Annotated in this window: 14 protein-coding genes; all 14 read left to right on the top strand. The window is 41.2% G+C overall.

Going from position 1 to position 16,485, the window contains the following annotated elements; translation table 11 throughout:
• The first annotated feature begins 118 nt into the window (after nucleotides 1–118).
• Nucleotides 119–532, top strand: coding sequence for an OsmC family protein (locus C7958_RS01635; protein ID WP_111570914.1), 414 nt, complete (start codon nucleotides 119–121; stop codon nucleotides 530–532).
• A 158-nt stretch (nucleotides 533–690) separates the two neighbouring features.
• Entirely contained in the window at nucleotides 691–2,163 is a 1,473-nt protein-coding gene (locus C7958_RS01630; RefSeq protein ID WP_111570913.1) for a pyridoxal-phosphate dependent enzyme, read from the top strand.
• Nucleotides 2,164–2,211: 48 nt separating this feature from the next.
• A complete protein-coding gene (gene thrC / locus C7958_RS01625; protein ID WP_111570912.1) occupies nucleotides 2,212–3,459 on the top strand; it encodes a threonine synthase in 1,248 nt (415 codons plus the stop codon).
• 1 nt (nucleotide 3,460) lies between these two features.
• Nucleotides 3,461–4,012 (top strand): helix-turn-helix domain-containing protein, encoded by a 552-nt coding sequence (locus tag C7958_RS01620; RefSeq protein WP_111570911.1) that lies wholly within the window; start codon nucleotides 3,461–3,463, stop codon nucleotides 4,010–4,012.
• Between the two features lie 111 nt (nucleotides 4,013–4,123).
• A complete protein-coding gene (locus tag C7958_RS01615; protein ID WP_166668455.1) occupies nucleotides 4,124–5,362 on the top strand; it encodes a YgeY family selenium metabolism-linked hydrolase in 1,239 nt (412 codons plus the stop codon).
• A 128-nt stretch (nucleotides 5,363–5,490) separates the two neighbouring features.
• Complete coding sequence (locus C7958_RS01610) at nucleotides 5,491–6,474, top strand: ornithine carbamoyltransferase (RefSeq protein WP_111570909.1); 984 nt, start codon at nucleotides 5,491–5,493, stop codon at nucleotides 6,472–6,474.
• Between the two features lie 230 nt (nucleotides 6,475–6,704).
• Nucleotides 6,705–8,051 carry a uracil-xanthine permease family protein gene (locus C7958_RS01605; protein WP_111570908.1) on the top strand — a complete coding sequence of 449 codons (1,347 nt, stop codon included), beginning with the start codon at nucleotides 6,705–6,707 and terminating at the stop codon, nucleotides 8,049–8,051.
• A gap of 345 nt (nucleotides 8,052–8,396) precedes the next feature.
• Nucleotides 8,397–10,688: a xanthine dehydrogenase family protein molybdopterin-binding subunit gene (locus C7958_RS01600; protein ID WP_111570907.1), complete on the top strand. Its 2,292-nt coding sequence runs from the start codon at nucleotides 8,397–8,399 to the stop codon at nucleotides 10,686–10,688.
• 2 nt (nucleotides 10,689–10,690) lie between these two features.
• Complete coding sequence (locus C7958_RS01595; RefSeq protein WP_111570906.1) at nucleotides 10,691–11,566, top strand: FAD binding domain-containing protein; 876 nt, start codon at nucleotides 10,691–10,693, stop codon at nucleotides 11,564–11,566.
• Nucleotides 11,559–12,032, top strand: a complete 474-nt coding sequence (locus C7958_RS01590; protein ID WP_111570905.1) for a (2Fe-2S)-binding protein — start codon at nucleotides 11,559–11,561, stop codon at nucleotides 12,030–12,032. The genes C7958_RS01595 and C7958_RS01590 overlap by 8 nt, the downstream gene beginning before the upstream one ends.
• 1 nt (nucleotide 12,033) lies before the next feature.
• Entirely contained in the window at nucleotides 12,034–13,398 is a 1,365-nt protein-coding gene (locus tag C7958_RS01585; protein WP_111570904.1) for an 8-oxoguanine deaminase, read from the top strand.
• Nucleotides 13,399–13,805: 407 nt separating this feature from the next.
• Entirely contained in the window at nucleotides 13,806–14,186 is a 381-nt protein-coding gene (locus C7958_RS01580; RefSeq protein WP_111570903.1) for a DUF1801 domain-containing protein, read from the top strand.
• Between the two features lie 115 nt (nucleotides 14,187–14,301).
• On the top strand, nucleotides 14,302–15,633 hold the full coding sequence (gene ssnA, locus C7958_RS01575; protein WP_111570931.1) for a putative aminohydrolase SsnA: 1,332 nt from the start codon (nucleotides 14,302–14,304) through the stop codon (nucleotides 15,631–15,633).
• Nucleotides 15,572–16,483 (top strand): FAD binding domain-containing protein, encoded by a 912-nt coding sequence (locus C7958_RS01570; RefSeq protein WP_111570902.1) that lies wholly within the window; start codon nucleotides 15,572–15,574, stop codon nucleotides 16,481–16,483. Before ssnA ends, C7958_RS01570 begins: the two co-directional genes overlap by 62 nt.
• The last annotated feature ends 2 nt before the right edge of the window (nucleotides 16,484–16,485 follow it).

Raw genomic sequence — 16,485 nt, 5'->3', positions numbered from 1 at the left:
ATACCTTGAAAAGGGGAGGTTGGCAAGTTTTAAATATAGATTGTTGATATAACAAGGTTTAGACTGAAAAATGTTCAAAAATATTTTACAGTACGGCAAATCCAGAGGAGGCACAATTATGAAAATTAATGTAGACTGGCAGGGAGATTTAGAATTTAAAAACCAGCTGGCATCAGGTCATGATTTAACTGTCGATGCGGCAGAAAAAAGTGGGGGTCATAATAAGGGTCCAAGGCCCATGGAACTTCTGCTGGCTGGACTGGCCGGCTGTACCGGTATTGATATTGTTTTAATTTTAAGGAAAATGAAAACCGAACTGGAAGATTTTGAGCTGGATGTTGAGGCAGAGAGAGCAGAGGAAGCTCCAAAGCGTTTTACTAAAATCCATATTAAGTATAAACTGAAGGGAAAAAAACTGGATGATCGAAAAGTAAAAAGAGCAATTAAGCTTTCTGAAGAAAAGTACTGTTCAGCCAGCAACTCCCTCAATGCGGAAATTACTTCCAGTTATCAAATAGAACACACAGATTAATAGATATTATTCAATACCCGGGTATCCGGGTATTTTTTTTATTTTATCTGCGGAATATTGCAGGATTAATTTAAATCTCATTGAATATATAAAGTGTGATTTAATTTTTTAAGCAGACAATTTTTCAAATACTCTTACTATAAAAAGGGAGGAAAATGATGATTAATTTAGATTTAAACGAAAAACAGTTAGAAAAAGCAGTTGAGCGTGCCCGGGAAGAGAATATAATTCTGCCAACTTTTAAGCAGATGAAAAACCCGGAGCTTATTCCAGATAAGATCAAAGAAAAGTTGAAAGATATCGGTCTCTGGGATGTAAACAGCTATAATTTATTCCGCATCAGCTGGAAAAATGAGCCTAAAAAAGATGGAGGCCTTTATGATGGTGTAAATTATATAGAATTCCCTTCAGAACTGACAGGTGTTGAGGCTCGAATTTTTGCGGTAGTTGGTAAATGGTTCCCTACCGGTGCCCATAAGGTGGGAGCTACCTATGGCTGTCTTGCTCCCCAGCTGGTAACAGGCCAGTTTGATCCAACCTCCAGCCATGCAGTCTGGCCCTCAACCGGTAATTACTGCCGTGGTGGAGCTTACAACTCTCAGCTTTTAGCCTGTGATTCAATTGCAATTTTACCCGAGGGGATGAGTAAGGAGCGTTTTGACTGGCTCCAGAAAGTTGCAGGTGAGGTGATTTCTACTCCCGGAACAGAAAGTAATGTTAAGGAAATTTTCGATAAGGTCTGGGAACTGCGGGAAACCAGAGATAATATTACAGTTTTCAATCAGTTTGAAGAATTCGGCAACCACCTCTGGCATTATGAGGTTACAGGTTCTGCAATGGAAGAAGTTATCAGATCTGAAATGGGCGAAAAAGGAAACTATTTTGGCTTTTTTGCAACATCAGGTTCTGCCGGTACTTTAGGAGCTGGTGATCATCTTAAAGATCAGTTCCCTCAGAGTAAAATTGCTGTTGGGGAAGCACTGCAGTGTCCAACAATTTTAAGCAATGGTTTTGGGGCCCACAGAATTGAAGGTATTGGTGATAAACATATACCCTGGATTCATAATGTTAAAAACACTGATATGGCAGTTGCTATTGATGATGAAAGAGCAGTTTCTCTGCTCAGATTATTTAACGAAGAAGTTGGAAGAGAATATCTAATCGAGCAGGGTGTTCCCAGTGAATTTGTCGAAAAACTTGAACTGATGGGAATTTCCGGGATAGCAAATCTGGTTGGAGCAATTAAAATGGCCAAGTACTATGAGCTTGATCAAAATCAGATGCTGATGACAGTCTTAACTGACTCGTTAGAATTATATTCCTCCCGCCTGGAAGAAATGAGAGAAGATAGAGGAGAATACACAAGGGAAGATGCAATTAAGGATTATCAGCGTTATTTACAAGGTATAAATACAGAAAATATTTTAGAGATGGGACTTGAAGAAAGACATAGAGTTCATAATCTTAAATATTATACCTGGATTGAACAGCAGGGTAGAGATTCGGAAGAATTAAATGCTCAGTGGTATGATTATGAAAATTACTGGGGCGGAATTCATTCCCAGGCAGAAGAAATTGATAAGTTAATAGAAGAGTTTAACCGGAGAACAGGTTTATTAGAAGAACTTTAGAAGTATCTAAACTGTAGAAATATATAAATAGTAATTGAGGTGAAGCAGATGAAATATGTAACAGGGCTGCACTGTATTAAGTGTGGTAAAGTATATGAAGCAGATCCTGAACGTTATCTCTGTGATGACTGTGAGGATGGAATTTTAGATGTTGACTATGACTATCAAAAAATAAAGGCTGAGTGGTCAAAGGAAGATCTTAAGGCAAATCCCGATCAGCGCATCTGGCGCTATGAACCGCTGCTGCCGATTAATCCGGAAACAGAAAAGCCGAAACTTGCTGTCGGCAATACTCCAATTTATAAATCGGAGGTTCTGGCAGAAGAGTTTGGGATTAAAGAACTGATTATTAAAGATGATGGTTTAAATCCGACTGCTTCTTTAAAAGACCGGGCTTCAGCGATGGCTGTAGTTAAGGCTCAGGAAGCAGGAGCGGCAACTGTTGCCTGTTCCTCGACAGGTAATGCAGCATCTTCTCTGGCCGGTAATATTGCCTCGATGGGAGGCAGAATGAATGCGGTGATTTTTGTGCCCGATCGTGCTCCAGCCGGTAAGCTGGCCCAGCTTTTAATTTATGGGGCAGATGTAGTTTCAGTTAAAGGTTCATATGAAGAAGCCTTTTATCTTTCGGCAGCCGCTATTGATAAATGGGGCTGGTATAACCGCAATGCTGCTATTAACTCCTATCTGGTTGAAGGTAAAAAAACAGTGTCACTGGAGCTGGCAGAACAGCTTGAGTGGGAAATGCCGGACTGGCTGGTATTTTCTGTCGGTGATGGCTGTACTATTGCCGGGGCCTATAAGGGGATATATGATCTCAAAGAAATTGGTTTTATTGACAGAATCCCAAAACTTTTAGGAGTCCAGGCTGCAGGTTGTGCACCAATTACCGAGGCGTTTAGAACCGGAAAAGATCTGGAAGTTACAGCTGAAAACACTATTGCTGACAGTATTGCTGTTGGTAAACCGCGCAACTGGCTTAAGGCAGTAAGAGCAGTCAGAGATTCAAAAGGTGAGATGATTAATGTCAGTGATGAGCAGATTCTGGCGATGATGAGGCTTCTGGGTAAAAAGACCGGAATCTTTGGTGAGCCGGCAGGAGTTGCCGGACTGGCCGGACTCAAAAAAGCAGCTGCAGCAGGAATTGTAAAAGCAGACCAGAGTGCGGCAGTTGTAATCACCGGTAATGGACTTAAAGATGTCAAAAATGCCCGCCGGGCTGCCGGTGATCCGATTGAGGTTGAACCGGATCTTGAAAAACTAACTGAGATTTTTGCCGAAAAGGGTGTGACTTAAGATGAGTGATAATACAAAATTAGGTCAGCGGATCAGACAAAAACGTAAGGCAAAAGGGATGAGCTTAAATGATGTGGCAGAGAAAATTCAAAAAACTTCGAGTTATTTAAGTCAGGTGGAACGGGGGCTGGCCGAACCTTCAATTACAGCTCTGCGGGAGATTGCAAGGGCTTTAGAGGTTCCAATTTTCTACTTTTTAATTGAAGAAGAAAACCATAATGCAGTTGTTCGCAAAGATGAGCGCAGAATTTTAAATTTCCCCGGTTCTCATCTAACCTTTGAGCTGCTTTCTCCAGATTTAAATAGGGAGATGGAAGTGATTGCTGCCACTTTAGAACCCGGGGCGGCTACCTCTGAGGATCCACTTAATCATTTAGGAGAAGAATGTACCATTGTCATCCAGGGCAGGATGTATATTAAAATTGGAGATCAGGAATATGAACTAGACCCAGGAGACAGCATTTATTATAAAGCCAGTCTACCTCATAAGATTGAGAGTATTGGTGAGGATGACCTGCATTTTATATCTGCCATTACTCCACCTAATTTTTAAAATTGTACTTATTTTAAAAAAGAGTTTTAAGAGCATTTGGGTAATAAAAGTTTTGAATGATTGTCGGTTAAGATTGAGATCAAATTTATTTATGGAGGTGCCAGTTAAGTGATAGAATTTGACAAAATTGTTGAGCAGGCTGAAAATTATAAATCTGAAATCAGTTCATTTTTGAGAGATATGATTCGAATTCCCAGTGAGAGCTGTGAGGAAGAGAAGGTTGTTTTAAGAATTAAAGAAGAGATGGAAAAGGTTGGTTTTGACAAAATTGAGATTGATGAAATGGGTAACATTCTTGGCTATATCGGCCACGGCAGTCATGTGATTGCTATGGATGCTCATATTGATACCGTTGGAGTTGGTGACCAATCTCTCTGGGATTATGATCCTTTTGAAGGTTATGAAGATGATGAGATAATTGTCGGTCGTGGAGCCAGTGATCAGGAAGGTGGAATGGCCTCAATGGTCTATGCCGGTAAAATCATTAAGGATTTAGGCTTAGAAGATGATTATACTCTAATTATTACCGGTACAGTTCAGGAAGAAGATTGTGATGGCCTCTGCTGGCATTATATGATCGAGGAAAATAATATTCGGCCTGAATTTGTGGTAATTACTGAACCATCTTCCTGCAACATTTACCGCGGCCACCGGGGTAGAATGGAAATCAAGGTCAGCACTCATGGTGTCAGCTGTCACGGTTCTGCTCCCGAAAGAGGAGAAAATGCAATTTATAAGATGGCTCCGATTATCAATGAACTCAAGGCTCTGCATCCCAATTTAACTCCACATGAGTTTCTGGGTAAGGGCAGCCTGACAGTTTCTGAGGTTTTTTTTAGTTCACCCTCCCGCTGTGCAGTAGCTGATGGCTGCAGTATTTCTATTGACCGTCGATTGACCGCAGGAGAGAGCTGGCAGTTTGCAGTTCAGCAGGTTAAAAACTTACCTGCAGTTAATGATGTAGAAGCAGAAGTTGAGATGTACCAGTATGAGAGACCATCTTATACCGGTTTTCAATATCCAATTGAAGCCTATTTTCCAACCTGGTTGATCGAAGAGGAGCATCCTGTCTGTCAGACAACAGTGGAAGCCTATCAGGAATTATTTAAAGAAGAGCCGCTGGTTGATAAGTGGACCTTTTCGACCAATGGAGTTTCAATTATGGGACGTCACGGGATTCCCTGTATTGGTTTTGGACCGGGCCATGAAGATCAGGCTCATGCCCCAAATGAAAAAACATGGAAATCAGAACTTGTAAAAGCAGCTGCAATTTATGCAGCAATTCCAAAACTATTTGTAGAAAAGTATGCCGATCAAATGCCGGAGAAAACAGAGAATCTATTAGCTTAAATTAAATGATACCGGGTACTTGGAAATAAATTCCATAAAAAATAATCAATTTATTGAAAAGGAATTTATTCCCAAGTACCCGGTACTAACCAACGGTGCCAACCAAAAATAAAAGGAGGAATTTTTAAATGGAAACTCAATTAAAAGGAAGAGATTTTATAACACTACAGGAATGGACAAAAGATGAGATTGATACATTACTGGAGGTTTCATTTGACTTAAAAAGAAAATTTGCTATGGGGGAGCCAACTCCATATTTGAGAGATAAAACAGCATTTTTAATGTTTTTTGAGCAGTCAACCAGAACCAGAAATTCAATGGAGGCTGGACTGGCTCAGTTAGGTGGTCATGCCAACTTTTTAGATACCAGCACTATGCAGGTATCTCACGGTGAGGTAGCAAAAGATACAGGTATTATTTTAGGTAGTTATGGACATGCAATTGCCTGCCGCAACTGTGTCTGGGAAATTGGAAATAAGTATCTGCGTTCACTGGCCAACCATGCAAAAGTTCCGGTAATGAACTTACAGTGTGACCTTTACCATCCAATGCAGGGTATTGCAGATTTAATGACTATCAAAGAAAAGAAAAAGAAAACCGATAATCTAAAAGTATCAATTATTTGGGCTTATGCTACAAGTCACAAAAAGCCGATTTCTGTACCCTTAACTCAGGCACTACTTTTCCCTCGTTATGGAATGGATGTAACTCTGGCTTACCCAGAAGGATATGAAATGCCGGAATGGGTAATTGAACAGGCCCGGGAAAACGCTGAGAAAAATAATGGAACCTTCAAAATTACTCATGATCAGGATGAAGCCTATCGAGAAGCTGATATAGTTATTCCTAAAAACTGGGGCAGCTGGGTAACAAATCAGGATGATGCAGTAATAGATGATCTTTTAGAATCAAATAAACACTGGAAGTGCACAGAAGAAAGAATGGCAATGGCTGCTGATGATGTAATGTATATGCATGCCTTACCTGCTGACCGCGGGAATGAGGTAGAGGATTCTGTAATTGATGGAGAACACTCAATAGTCTTTACAGAAGCAGAAAATAGATTACACACAGCTAAAGCTGTTATGACTTTAACAATGGGTGGTAAGTAAATTTGATTGGGTACCGGGTACCTGGGAATAATCTCCAATTTTAGTACCTGTAGGAGGGGATTATTTAAACCACCCGGTACTTTCAAAAGTATTTTTCGGAAAATTTAGAATAATGAGGAGCTGTATACATATATAATAATCATAAATACAGGTATTCAGCCTGATTTAAGCAGGGTATTCTTATTTTAAGTATAATATATAATTAAGAGAAAACAAAAAGGAGTGGTTCTATGCAAAAAAGTAGGGAGAAGAAAGAATTTGTTGTAGAAGAGGAACCGTTTTATGGTTTAGAAGAAAAGCCGCCGTTAGTAGAGACTTTGCTATTGGGATTACAGCACATGCTGGCTATGTTTGTCGGAATTATTACTCCACCGTTAATTATAGCGGGAGTTGCCGGCTTAAATGCTGCAGAAACTGGGTTTTTTGTCAGTATGGCTTTAATGGTTTCGGGAGTAACAACTTATATTCAGGTAACAAAGATTGGTCCAGTTGGCTCGGGTCTGCTGGCAGTTCACGGTACATCTTTTACCTTTGTCCCAATGGCTATTGCAGCAGCAAGTGAGGGTGGTCTGCCTCTAGTTTTAGGAATGGGACTGATTACATCACCTGTTGAGATGATTCTGAGTCGGTTTATCAGACAGACCAGAAAAATCTTCCCACCTGTAGTTACCGGAACTGTTGTGATGTTAATTGGACTTGGTCTGATGGAAGTAGGAATAACTGATTTTGGTGGAGGAGCAGGTGCAGAAAATTATGGAGCACCTCAGAATCTAATTTTAGGTTTATTTGTCTTATCTATCATTATTATCGCTAACCGCTTTGGCAAAGGTTTAGTTAAGGTCGGAGCAATAGCAATTGGTTTAATTGCTGGTTATCTTGTTTCTATTCCGCTGGGACTTGTTGATCTGACAGAGGTTGCAAATGCAGGCTGGTTGACAATTCCCCGTCCCTTTAAGTATGGACTTTCATTTCAGTGGAGCCATTTATTACCCTGGGTGATGGCCTATATTATTACTACAGTCGAGTCAATCGGTGATCTGACAGCTGTGGCAGAGGTATCAGGGGAAGATGTTGCTGATGAGCAGCATATAGAAAGACTTAGCGGTGGCATAATGGCAGATGGGGTTGGTAGTGCCCTGGCCGCAGTTTTTAATTCATTACCTAATTCAACTTTTAGCCAGAATATTGGAGTTATTCAGATTACAAAAGTAGGTAGTAGAGTAGTAGGAACAGCAGTGGCAGCAATCTTATTTTTACTTGGTCTTGTGCCTAAAATTGGGGCTCTAGTCAGTGTAATGCCCAATCCCGTTTTAGGTGGTGCAACAATTGCCTTATTTGGTATGGTTGCTACCTCGGGTATGAAAATTGTAACTAAAGGTGGCCTGACTGATCGAAAAATCTTCATTTTATCAATTGCCCTCAGTTTTGGTCTTGGTGTAACTTTTAGACCTGATGTTGTAGCACAGCTGCCGGATGTAATTTCCACAGTTTTATCCTCAGGAATTACAGTGGGAGCAATAATTGCAATCGGATTAAACTTACTGCTGCCACATAAGGGTGAGCAAAAAATCTGTTAGCAAATAGAAAAAATCATGTTAAAAATCTGTTAATTTAAAATATTTTGTTATATAATAAAGATAGAGAATTGAATATAGTAAAGTTTAATGCATGGACTTTTTCCATTTTAACATTTCTCTCAACTAAAATTGAGAAAAATGCCCTGAGAACTCTTAATTTGTAGCGTCGGAACTGGTTTATTCCAGCCTGACTGACTACCAGCCAATTAAGAGCTGATCCTGGCAAAAATGGAGAAAGTCCATCTATTTAATGGGGATAATTTTTTGAAATTAAGTTTATTTTATTTTTTTAAAGAAGGCAGTTGGGCAGGATAAATTTTTGATTTTAATTATGGAGGTGCAGTAATGGCTTTTAAACATGTTAACAAAGGTGTCAGGAGAGTAGATGCCTATGAGAAAGTTACCGGTAAGGCCAAATTTGGAGCAGATCTGGAATTTGCAAATATGCTTCATGCTAAAGTACTGAGGACAGAATATCCTCATGCTGAAATTAAAAAAATAGAGACAGCTGCGGCAGAAGGGATGCCGGGTGTAAAAGGTGTATTTACAGCTCAGGATATTCCCAATAATCTCTTTGGAGTTATTGTTCAGGATCAGCAGGTACTGGCAGATAAGAAAGTGCTGCTGGCTGGAGATGGAGTGGTCATGGCTGTGGCAGAAACTGAAGCCCAGGCAGCGGCAGCTCTGGAAAAGATTGAGGTTGAATATAAAGAACTGGAAGGTGTTTTTGATCCACTGGAATCCCGGAAGGAAGGGGCCCTGAAGTTACATCCGGGAAAAGATGACAACCAGGTGATTCACCATCCACTGCGAAAAGGTGATGTGGAAAAAGGCTTTGCAGAAGCAGATGTGATTTTAGAAAGAGAATATACAACTCAGTTTATTGAACATAGTTATCTAGAGCCGGAGGCAGTTGTGGTTGTTCCCAATGAGGAAAACCATCTGGTTTCAGTTTACGGTTCAATTCAGAATCCTTATGCAACCCGAAATGCGGTTTCGGCGGTGCTGGAAGTCGAACTGGCTGAGGTAAGGGTTATTCAAAATCATATTGGTGGTTCTTTTGGCGGTAAAGATGAGGTTGTTTCGGCAATGGCTGCCCGGGCAGCAGTGATGGCGCTGAAGACCGGGAGACCGGTTAAGATGGTCAACAGCAGGGAGGAGTCGTTTACCGAAAGTTATAAGCGGCATCCCTATCATTTAACATATAAGATAGGAGCCACAAAAGAAGGTAAGCTGACGGCAATGGAAATTGAGGCAGTTGCAGATAGTGGTGGTTATGCCTGTCAGACTCCTTTTGTAACCTGGCGCAGTGTTGTTCAGGCCACAGGTCCCTATGAAGTAGAAAATGTTAAAACTGATACCTATGGCTATTATACCAATAATCCCTATACCGGGGCAATGCGTGGTTATGGTTCACCCCAGGTCATTTTTGCTCAGGAATCCTTAATGGATGAGCTGGCAGCTGAGCTTGGCTTAGAACCAGTCGAACTGCGAAAAAGAAATATGTATTCTCAGGGTTCGGTTACAGCCAGCGGACAGAAACTGGAGCGGCACACCGTTTCCTTAAATGAAGTTATGACAAAGGCAATGGAGGCCATAGATTATAAGAAGAAATATGAAGAATATTCCGGGGAACAGCCAGGAGATAAAAAGAAGGGAATTGGACTTTCCATTTCCTTTAGAGGCTGCAGCCTGGGAGCAGAGGCAATAGATGCAGCAGCTTCTGTAATTCAGATTAATAAAGATGGTAGTGTGGCAGTCTACAGTGGCCTGGCTGAAAATGGTCAGGGATTAAAAACAATCTTTTCTCAGATAGCAGCTGAAGTTTTAGGTGTTCCGATGAGCGAAGTTGAGTTTAAGGAACTGGACACCAGCTTTACCCCTGACAGCGGCTCAACAGTTGCCTCCCGGGCTACCTTAATTGGTGGTAATGCGATTAAGGATGCAGCGGAGAAATTGAAGGGCAGAATTATGGATTTTGCCGCAGATAAATATGATTTTAAGGTAGAGCAGCTGGAACTAAAAGATGGCTTTTTATATGATGGTCAGGGTAACAGACTGGCAACCTTTGCTGATCTAACAGGAGAGATGGGAAACACCGGTATTTTAATGTCAGCTTACGGCTGGTATAAATCACCTCCAATCTCCTGGGATGAGGAAAAAGGATCCGGCAATCCCTATTTTACCTATGTCTACGGCTGTCAGATAGCTGAGGTTGAAGTTGATACTGGAACCGGTGAGCTGAATGTGATTAATATGGCAGCTGCTCACGATGTCGGTCGGGCAATTAACCCGGAAAATGTTAAAGGTCAGATTTACGGTGGAGTCATGATGGGCTTGGGTTATGGAATTATGGAAGAGCTTGAAGTGAGAGATGGAGTTATACAGGGAACTAACTTCCATGATTATATGATTCCTACCATTCAAGATATGCCGGATATTAAACCGGTAATTGTAGAAAATCCTGATCCGGATGGCCCCTTTGGTGCTAAATCAATTGGGGAGCCAACACTGGAATTAGGTAGTGCAGCAATAGCAAATGCAGTAGCTCATGCTTCAGGCAGGAGAATTCGTTCTCTACCCCTTAACTTAGAGCGGGTTTTAATTGGTCGTGCTCTGCATAAGGGAGGTAAATAATAATGGTCGAATATCAATTATTGAGAGCTCATAGTTTAGAAGAAGTACTGGAAATTCTGACTGAAAAAAAGAAGGTTCAGATTCTGGCTGGAGGAACTGATCTAATGGTTGACCTCCATCAGCAGGATCCAAAATTTGAAAATATAGATTACCTTTTAGATATTACCGATGTAGCTGAACTTAAGGGAATCAAACTGGGCCCAGAAGAGGGCGAGATTGGTGCTCTGACAACTCATGCAGAACTGTTAAGCAGCCCGGAAATAAAAGAAAAGCTGCCCTTTATTGGGGCAGCAGCCAGCAGTATTGGCTCAACTCAAATTAGAAATCGGGCCACTATTGGTGGTAATCTGGTCAATGCAGCAGCCTGTGCTGATTCATTTTCACCTCTGATTGCTCTGGGAGCAGAACTTGTTCTGCGCAATAAAGGTGGAGCCCGCAGGGTTCTGCTGGAAGATTTTGTGGAATGGCCAAATCAGACGGTACTTAAAGATAATGAAGTACTGGAAAAAATAGTTTTTAAAATGCCTCAGGGAGAATATCACAGCAGTTATCAGAAGATTGGACGCCGCAATGCCGTAAGTATTTCCAGACTTTCTTTAACCCTGTTAGCTGAAGTAGAAAATGAAGCGATAAAAAATATTCAGGTTGTTTCTGGAGCTGCAACTCCTGCACCTGTACCTTTTAGAGAGGTAAATAAGTATTTAACGGCTAAAACTTTTGCTGAGATAGATCCGGCAGAGGCCGGGGAGATAGCAGCAGATGAGATGGTAGGGATTACAGGGGAAAGATGGTCAACCCCCTATAAACGGCCTGCTCTGAGTAAACTGGTAGAAAGAGCAGTAAAAGATTTATTGGAGGAGGCAGGATATAATGGCTAAGTTAGATGTAGAGATAACGGTTAATGGAGCCAGACATAAATTAGAAGTTGGAAGTCAGGAAAGACTTTTAGATACCCTCAGAGAACAGCTCAAAATGACCGGAACTAAAGAGGGCTGCAGTGTTGGTGAATGTGGGGCCTGTACGGTAATTGTCGATGATCAGGCAGTTAATTCCTGTCTGGTGCTTACAGCTCAGGTAGATGGCAGTGAGATTATCACAGTTGAGGGTCTGGAAAGCAAAAGCGGTCTGCATCCACTGCAGAAAGCTTTTATCGAGAAACAGGCTATCCAGTGTGGTTTCTGTACTCCAGGAATGCTGATGTCAGCTCTGGCACTTTTAAATACCAATCCGACTCCGACTAAGGAAGAGATCAAAACAGCTCTGGAAGGAAATTTATGCCGCTGCACAGGTTATCAGCAGATAATTGATGCAGTTGAGATGGCAGCCGAAGAATGGGGTGTCTGAGGTGGCTAAAATTTTAATTAAAAATGTAAAAGAGATTATTACGATGAACAAAAATCGAGATCGGCTCAAAAATGCTGACCTTTTGATTGAAGATGGAAAAATTTCGAGAATGGGTAGGGAGATTGAAGTTGAAGGAGAAGTAGATAGAACTATTAATGGTCGTGATTACTTCCTCTTTCCCGGTCTGGTTAATCTGCACCACCATTTTTATCAGGCTTTAACCCGCAACCTTCCCGAGGCCCAGGAGTCAGAGCTTTTTGGCTGGTTAAAATATCTTTATCCAATCTGGTCCCGGGTTAATCCGGATGCAGTCTATTATTCAACTCTGCTGGCAGCAGGGGAACTTTTAAAAACAGGCTGTACAACGACCAGTGATCACTTTTATGTTTTTCCTAAATCACAGCCTTCAAACCTAATTGATAATCAGTTTGAAGCTGCAAAAGAAATCGGGATCCGTTTTCACGGGACCCGGGGCAGTATGTCTTTAAGCGAAAAAGATGGAGGTCTGCCGCCAGATTCAGTGGTCCAGACTGATCAGGAGATACTCAAAGATTCCCGCCGGGTAATTGAAAAATATCATGACAGCTCACCCTATGCCATGCAGCGGGTAGCTTTAGCTCCCTGTTCACCTTTTTCGGTGACCGAAGAGCTGATGATAGAGTCAGTTGAGCTGGCCCGGGACTATGGAGTTCAGGCCCACACTCATCTGGCAGAAACTAAAGATGAGGAACAGTTTGTTTTAGAAAAAACTGGGCTCAGACCTTTGGCCTATATGGAAAAGCTGGGCTGGGTTGGCAGTGATATCTGGTATGCCCATGGAGTCCATCTGACCAGTGAGGAACTGAGTCGGATGGCCGAAACGGGAACTGGAGTTTCCCACTGTCCGGTTTCTAACATGAAGCTTTCTTCGGGAGCAGCCAAAGTGCCGGAAATGATCAAAAAAGGAGTACCGGTTGGTCTGGGAGTTGACGGCAGTGCCAGCAATGATTCCTCAAATATGATTTTAGAAATGAAGGCGGCCTTTTTGATGCACCGCCTGGTCCACGGCATGAAGTCAATTACAGCCGAAGATGTGCTGGCCCTGGCCACAAATGGGGGTCGGGATGTTTTGTCTCAGCCGGAAATCGGCAGCCTGGAAGTTGGTAAGGCAGCAGATATGTTTCTGGTTAATTCTAAAAGGCTTGGTTTTGCCGGCGGCTTATATGATCCGGTTTCAGCGATAGTTAATACTGGTGATACTCAGATTGTTGATTACACAATTGTTAATGGTGAGATTGTGGTTGAAGAGGGAGAGCTGACAAGGGTTGATGAAGCTGAGATTATAGCAAAGGCTAATTCTATTTCTGCTAAGATGTTAGAGGGCTAAGAAAAGTTTTGGATCAATATTTTTGACTGAAATAGGATAAATTTATTCCGACATTAATTTTAAAATTAAACTAAGATTCATATTTCCGTTAAATCAGACTTCCTTCCCGATCAGCACTTCCTGTGCTGCGGTCAGCTAAAAAAATCGTGTTTTTAGGTCTGATTTAACTTAATATTCATCAAGTTGTTCTAAAAATAAAACCAAGTCATTTCAATTAAACTCTCAAGCTGATACTTAAAATAATTACAAAATTTAAAAATTTGAGATTGAGCAACTTTATTAAGTAACTTTTCTTAGCCTCAACATGTAAGCGTAGAAATTGAATTATCCTTGCCTGGGGTAGATTTGTAATGTTAATTAAAATCTTGATCTGGCGAGAGAAGATACACACAGGTAGGAGGAAAATTATGATACATGGAGGCAAAACTGCGCAGGAGTTTTTAGATAAGTTGGAAGATGATTGGAAAAAGGAAAAATTGTTAGAAGTACGACAATTGATTCTTAAGCATCCCCAACTCAAGGAAGGAATGAATTACGGAATGCTGTCGTATGGAGATGGAACGGAAGCAGAGCCCTTGTTTCATCTGAATGCCCAGAAGAACTATGTAAGCCTGTATGTGGGTGACATTCACAAAATTGATCCGGATAGCAGTTTGTTGAAAGGACTGAACCTTGGCAAAGGATGCATCCGAATTTCAAAATCAAAAAAGATCCCAGAAACTGGCTTGAAGGAATTTATCCAAAAAGCTGTTGATTTATGGCTTGCCGGGGAAGATACTTCTTGTTAAATTAATATTCATATTATAGTCAATGCTGGTTATAGGCGGACAGATGTCCTTATTTATTTTATTAAATTTTATTTATATTTTCGACCTGAAAAATCAGAAAGAAAGGAGTGGTTTCTTGCTCTTATTAACAAATGGAACAGTGATTACTCATGACGAAGATAATAGAGTCATTAAAAATGGAGCTGTTTTAATTGAGAGAGAAGAAATTAAGGCTTTAGGTGAATCCGAGCTTTTAAAGTCGAAGTATCCGGAAGCAGAAGTTAAGGATGTGCAGGGCAAAATAATTATGCCGGGGATGATCAATACTCATATGCATATTTACAGTACCTTTGCCCGGGGTATGGATTTAAAGACTGAGCAGCCTCCCCGTCATTTTTTAGAAATCCTGGAGAAAATGTGGTGGCGGGTGGACAGCTCATTAAAAGCTGATGATATTTATTACAGTGCCCTTTATGCCTTTTTGACAGGCTTAAAACAGGGTGTGACCTCTGTTTTTGATCACCACGCAAGTTACGGACAGGTAAGTTATTCGCTTGATCTGGTGGCCAAGGCGGTGGAGGAACTTGGTATTAGAGCTGATCTCTGTTATGAGATTTCTGACCGTAATGGTCCGGAGCAGTCTCAGGCAGCAGTAAAAGAAAGCAAGAATTTTTTAAAGAAGATTAGGGAGAAAAATTCAAATTATTTAAATAGTAGAATTGGTTTACATGCTTCTTTTACCCTGGAAGATGAAACTCTGGCAGAAGTTTCAGAGCTGGCAGATGACTTAGACAGCAGTTTTCATATTCATGTGGCTGAGGGACGGACTGATTTAGAAGACAGCCGGCTCCGCGGTTATAATGGAGCAGTTAAGAGGCTTGATCAGTACAATATCTGGCGGCCGGGAACTATTGCCGTCCATGGAGTCCATCTGCAGGAAGGTGAGCTGGAGATCTTAAGAGATAATGATTGTTATCTGATAAATAATCCGGAATCAAATATGGGTAATGCGGTAGGAGCAGCACCCTTAAAGGAAGCGCTGGCAAAAGGTTTAAAAGTTGGACTGGGAACAGATGGTTATACAACTGATATGTTTGAGAGTATAAAGTTTGCTAATTTAATGCTCAAACACCAGAATTCTGACCCCCGTCCCGGCTGGACTGAAATTCCTCAGATGGTTTTTAAAACAAATGCAAAGCTGGCCAGTCAGAGCTTTGGGACTCAGCTTGGTGTTTTAAAAGAGGGAGCAGCTGCAGACATTATTGTAGTTGATTACAGTCCACCAACAGAAATAAACAGTGATAATACTTATGCCCACATCTTATTTGGAATCAATGGCGGCATGGTTGAGACAACAATTGTTAATGGTAAAATATTAATGGAAAACCGGGAGGTGCAGGTAGTTGATGATCAGAAAATCACCCATGAAACAAGAGAACAGGCAGATGATTTCTGGAGCAGATTTTGAGCAGTATTTTCAGCCGCAGAGTCTGGAAAAAGCTTTAGAAATTAAAGCAGAATATGAGGATCAGATTGAGGTGGCAGCAGGTACCACAGATTTATTGGTAGCAAATTATGAGAAGCTGCATCAAATTAAAAATTGGCTTGACCTGGATAAATTAAGTGAACTGCGGCAGATTGAAGTTAAGGATAATAATTTGTATATCGGTGCAATGGCGACTCATCTGCAGCTGATGAAATCAGATTTAATTAAGGAGAAATTTCCGGTTCTGGCTGCAGCAGCTGAGGATGTTGGCTCACCGCAGATTAGAAGCAGGGGTACAATTGGAGGTAATATCTGTACTTCTTCACCGGCAGGAGATCTTCTGGCACCACTTTTAAGTTATCAGGCCAGTTTTAAACTGCAGTCAGCTGAAGCTGAAAGAATTGTGGAAGCAGAAGAGTTTTTTACCGGACCAAAAAGAAATTTAATGGAAGCTGATGAACTTTTAACAGAAATAATTATTCCGCTGACAGAAAATAAGAGAGAAGGTGCCTGGGTTAAAGTTGGACGCCGCAAGGCTCTTGTTATTTCTACTCTGACCCTTTCGGTGGTACTTGAATTTGAAGCTGAGCAGATCGTAAAAGCAGGAGTGGCAATGGGTTCAGTTGCTCCAACACCGATTAGGCTTGGAGAAGTTGAAGAAATGATGCTCGGAAATACCCTGGCTGAGCTCGATTATAAGAAGCTGGGTCAGGAAGTTAAAGCCCGAATTAATCCTATTGATGATTTAAGAGGAACTAAAGAATATAGAGAAGATGTAGCAGCTGATGTAATGGTCAGAGCTTTAAATGAGATTGAAAGGAAAAGGGGGTGAGC

Source organism: Halanaerobium saccharolyticum (assembly GCF_003259895.1).
Classification (GTDB): domain Bacteria; phylum Bacillota; class Halanaerobiia; order Halanaerobiales; family Halanaerobiaceae; genus Halanaerobium; species Halanaerobium saccharolyticum_A.
This window is presented reverse-complemented; position numbering and strand designations above follow the sequence as displayed.

Excerpts from the sequence above, each read along its gene's own strand:
- C7958_RS01635 (WP_111570914.1), top strand. The coding sequence starts at position 119 with ATGAAAATTAATGTAGACTGGCAGGGAGATTTAGAATTTAAAAACCAG.
- C7958_RS01590 (WP_111570905.1), top strand. The coding sequence starts at position 11,559 with ATGGCTAAGTTAGATGTAGAGATAACGGTTAATGGAGCCAGACATAAA.
- thrC (WP_111570912.1), top strand. The coding sequence starts at position 2,212 with ATGAAATATGTAACAGGGCTGCACTGTATTAAGTGTGGTAAAGTATAT.
- C7958_RS01570 (WP_111570902.1), top strand. The coding sequence starts at position 15,572 with ATGATCAGAAAATCACCCATGAAACAAGAGAACAGGCAGATGATTTCT.
- C7958_RS01600 (WP_111570907.1), top strand. The coding sequence starts at position 8,397 with ATGGCTTTTAAACATGTTAACAAAGGTGTCAGGAGAGTAGATGCCTAT.
- C7958_RS01595 (WP_111570906.1), top strand. The coding sequence starts at position 10,691 with ATGGTCGAATATCAATTATTGAGAGCTCATAGTTTAGAAGAAGTACTG.
- C7958_RS01620 (WP_111570911.1), top strand. The coding sequence starts at position 3,461 with ATGAGTGATAATACAAAATTAGGTCAGCGGATCAGACAAAAACGTAAG.
- C7958_RS01610 (WP_111570909.1), top strand. The coding sequence starts at position 5,491 with ATGGAAACTCAATTAAAAGGAAGAGATTTTATAACACTACAGGAATGG.
- C7958_RS01580 (WP_111570903.1), top strand. The coding sequence starts at position 13,806 with ATGATACATGGAGGCAAAACTGCGCAGGAGTTTTTAGATAAGTTGGAA.
- C7958_RS01605 (WP_111570908.1), top strand. The coding sequence starts at position 6,705 with ATGCAAAAAAGTAGGGAGAAGAAAGAATTTGTTGTAGAAGAGGAACCG.
- C7958_RS01630 (WP_111570913.1), top strand. The coding sequence starts at position 691 with ATGATTAATTTAGATTTAAACGAAAAACAGTTAGAAAAAGCAGTTGAG.